This is a genomic window from Thermodesulfobacteriota bacterium (assembly GCA_034189135.1).
Classification (GTDB): domain Bacteria; phylum Desulfobacterota; class Desulfobacteria; order Desulfobacterales; family JAUWMJ01; genus JAUWMJ01.
This window is the reverse complement of record JAXHVO010000114.1, coordinates 1-2,963: the sequence shown is the minus strand read 5'-3', so window position 1 is coordinate 2,963 and position 2,963 is coordinate 1. Positions and strand designations below refer to the sequence as shown.

The 2,963-nt window shown below is 41.0% G+C and carries 4 protein-coding genes; all 4 read left to right on the top strand.

Annotated features, from left to right (window positions below):
- The first annotated feature begins 311 nt into the window (after positions 1 to 311).
- Positions 312 to 881 (top strand): DUF2059 domain-containing protein, encoded by a 570-nt coding sequence (locus tag SWH54_16520; protein MDY6792870.1) that lies wholly within the window; start codon positions 312 to 314, stop codon positions 879 to 881.
- A 106-nt stretch (positions 882 to 987) separates the two neighbouring features.
- A complete protein-coding gene (locus SWH54_16515) occupies positions 988 to 1,341 on the top strand; it encodes a hypothetical protein (GenBank protein MDY6792869.1) in 354 nt (117 codons plus the stop codon).
- 56 nt (positions 1,342 to 1,397) lie between these two features.
- Entirely contained in the window at positions 1,398 to 1,973 is a 576-nt protein-coding gene (locus tag SWH54_16510; GenBank protein MDY6792868.1) for a hypothetical protein, read from the top strand.
- Positions 1,974 to 1,986: 13 nt separating this feature from the next.
- The gene (locus SWH54_16505; GenBank protein ID MDY6792867.1) at positions 1,987 to 2,805 is read left to right on the top strand and encodes an ion transporter; all 819 of its coding nucleotides are present in this window, start codon (positions 1,987 to 1,989) and stop codon (positions 2,803 to 2,805) included.
- The last annotated feature ends 158 nt before the right edge of the window (positions 2,806 to 2,963 follow it).

Genomic DNA, 2,963 nt, shown 5'->3' with positions numbered 1-2,963 from the left:
GGTAGCCAAGATTTGATTTACTACTGGCTGCCATCATTTTGAACGGTAGTAATTTAATGAACGAACATAACCAACCGGCTGGCTCGTAAAACCATGACTTTTCGTTCAGGCACTAGTTAAGATGGAACACAATCTTTGATATTAACCGAAAGAAAATTTCTATTCAATACCTTTCAGTTTTGTTGAGCCAGGCCGGTACTATTCTTTTATCGCATTTTTCCTTGATAACCCATCTGTTTGTTACTATAATTAACAGCCGCTGAGCTTGCAAAGACAAATGTATTAAAATTGAATGCAAAAAGGGAACATAAATGGATAAACATACCGCACCGGTTAGTATTTTCTTGATGTTTTTGCTCATCTGTTGGACCGGGTGTACCGCCACCCCTTCCTCAAAAACCAAAAACAGCGCTGGCACCGGTGGTTTTTCAGCAGCGAACACATCCACTTCGCAAAAGAAAGAAAACATTCGAAAGCTGATTAAAATATCAGGTAATGCTGATATTATTTTACAGCGTTCAGCAATTCGTTATGACAATCTAATGACTCAAATTTTTCAAAGGCTGCGTCTAAACCTCCCCAAACAGGTCGAAAAGAAGCTTAGACAGGAATGGCGAACCGAGATAGAAAGAAAAATTCAAGACCCGGGCGGACTTATGGATTATATTATTTCTATTTACGACTCTCACTTTACGCCCCAAGAAATTAAGGACTGGCTTCTGTTTTATGAAAGCCCGCTGGGGAAAAAGATAAATTCCACCCTTCCTTCAGTGGATGAAGAAAGCAATATGGCTTATCAGCAATGGAACCGCAGCATAAACCCGGTGTTGTATGAATGGCTGAAGGAACGTTTAAAAAAGGAAGGAATTACAATTCCGTAAATAAGGAAAATTTAAAAAATCATTCTGAGGTTAACTTGAAGACAGTTGGATTAAAAATGCTCCACTGTTTGGATTTATAAATATTTAAATCAAGGTAAACAATATAATGAAAAGAATACTTATTCTGCCCATGGTGTCCATCATACTGTGCACTACTTTTTCCTGCACTCTATTTTTATCCCCGAAAGAAAAAAGAATAAAAGAAACGACACAATCCCTGATAGAAACGGATGAACGGGTTGTACAAGGTTGCCGATGCCTGGGAACTGTTCAGGGAACGGTGGACGTTGGCAATATCTTTCTTTTTTTTTCAAAAACAAGGTGCAAAAACAAAGCCAAACATAATGCAGCGATACTGGGCGCCACCCATATCGTCTGGCTCTACATTCACCAAACTTCTGCAGCGGCTCTGGCATATAAATGTGAAATAAAGGATGGCGGTCAAAATAAGCCTGAATAAAATTAGCGTAAACATAAAAAGCAGTCTCACATCAAATACAAAAAAAGGAAGGGACTATGAGAACCTGTCCGAAGTGCGGATTTGAAGATTACCAGGGAGGACCGGAATGCCCAAAGTGCGGAATAATATATGAGAAATATTATAACTCGCTGGGAATAACTGAAACCGAAGACCAGACACCCCAGGAAGAGGAAGAGCAGTCTAACGGGCAGCCGGAAGAAAAGCCGGAAACGGCACCCGAAGAGATGACATATGTTGAGCCAAAACCTCCCATTGAAAAAGCGACTGATTTTATTAAAAAAAACTATTTAATTATTGCCGCCGGCATTGTATTATTCATCGTCATTTCATGTGTCATATATTGTATTGGAAGTAGAACTGTGGGAAAAACAGGAATTGCTTCCTGGTATAATATTTTGGGAGAAGAAGCACAGACCAATCTGCTGTTTGACAATATTGATCTGCTTAAAAACCCTGTTGCCCAGGAAGAAGGCATCGTGTGCATTATGCAAAGCGGCACCAGGATTAAAGTTTTAAAAGAAGTTAATGATTTCTATAAGGTAAAAGTTCTGGAAGGAATATGCAACGGGGAGGTCGGCTTTATAGTAAAGGAACACTTTGAAGAACAGTAGTACTTCTTTTGATATGACGGGAAAAAAGTTTTCGGAAAAATATCGACAAAAACTTCATGAAATCATTTTTGAAGCGGATACGCCTGCAGGCAAACTGTTTGATGTCATCTTAATCCTATGTATCGTGGTAAGCGTTATCATGGTGATGCTGGACAGTGTGCGCTCTATTCAATCTTCATATGGTAAATTTTTATATTTAAGTGAGTGGTTTTTTACCTTTCTGTTCACCATAGAGTATTTTCTTCGATTATCCTGTGTGGGGCGCCCTGTTAAGTATGCCACCAGCTTTTTCGGAATAGTAGATCTTTTGGCAATACTACCCACATACTTCAGTATCTTCATTCCCGGCAGTCAGTATATGCTCGTAATCAGGGTTCTGCGAGTGCTTCGTATTTTCCGGGTTCTTAAGCTTGTTCAGTATCTCACCGAGGCCAGGGTGCTTATGCAGGCTTTACGCGCCAGCCTCCGCAAGATCATTGTATTTTTGTTTGTGGTGTTGGTGCTGGTTATCATTTTTGGTTCCATGATGTATTTTATCGAAGGAGGGGAAAACGGTTTTACCAGCATCCCACGCAGTATTTACTGGGCCATCGTCACTCTGACGACGGTCGGATATGGTGATATATCACCCAAAACCAATATCGGCCAGACATTGGCAGCTTTAATTATGATTATCGGTTATGGAATCATTGCCATACCCACAGGAATTGTCACCTCTGAAATCACTATGGCTGCCAGGAAACGGGTTTCCACCCAGGCTTGCCGCATCTGCAGTGCGGAAGGTCATGACGTTGATGCAAAGTGCTGTAAGTACTGTGGGGCAAAACTCTGAGATTTTTCCGATACTGTTATGCAAAAATAAGACTACAACCCTAATTGAGCGAAAATCGAGGGTGCCCCAGATTCAAGGCGTCCAAGGGCGAAGCCGTAGTAATTTACTGCGAGCCCTTGGCAACGAAGAAGATGGAGTATCATCGGCTTTCCAGCAGG